This is a genomic window from Pseudomonas sp. AC083, assembly GCF_979253165.1.
The window spans coordinates 1-239 of the sequence record NZ_CEEDDH010000323.1; the positions used below are offsets into that span (position 1 = coordinate 1).

The following is a 239-nucleotide window of genomic DNA, read 5'->3' on the forward strand; positions in this document are numbered from 1 at the left end:
TCCTTACACGATGGCAAAACCATTGAAGGAAAACTGGTCGGAGCTGATCCGCTCACTGACCTAGCTGTTGTGGAAATTAGCAGCAGTCATGTGACGAAGGTGGCGGCATTAGGCAATTCCTCCTCACTGCGTGCTGGAGAAACTGTCATCGCAATCGGAAACCCGCTTGGTGAAGACCTTTCAAGAACGGTGACACAAGGAATTGTCAGCGGTGTCGACCGAACAGTCTCTATGAACAC

Annotated in this window: 1 protein-coding gene; it reads left to right on the forward strand. The window is 50.6% G+C overall.

Translation table 11 applies throughout. From position 1 onward, the window contains the following. On the forward strand, window positions 1–239 hold a 239-nt coding region (locus tag AC0IXA_RS28070), incomplete at both ends, for a S1C family serine protease (protein ID WP_471815006.1).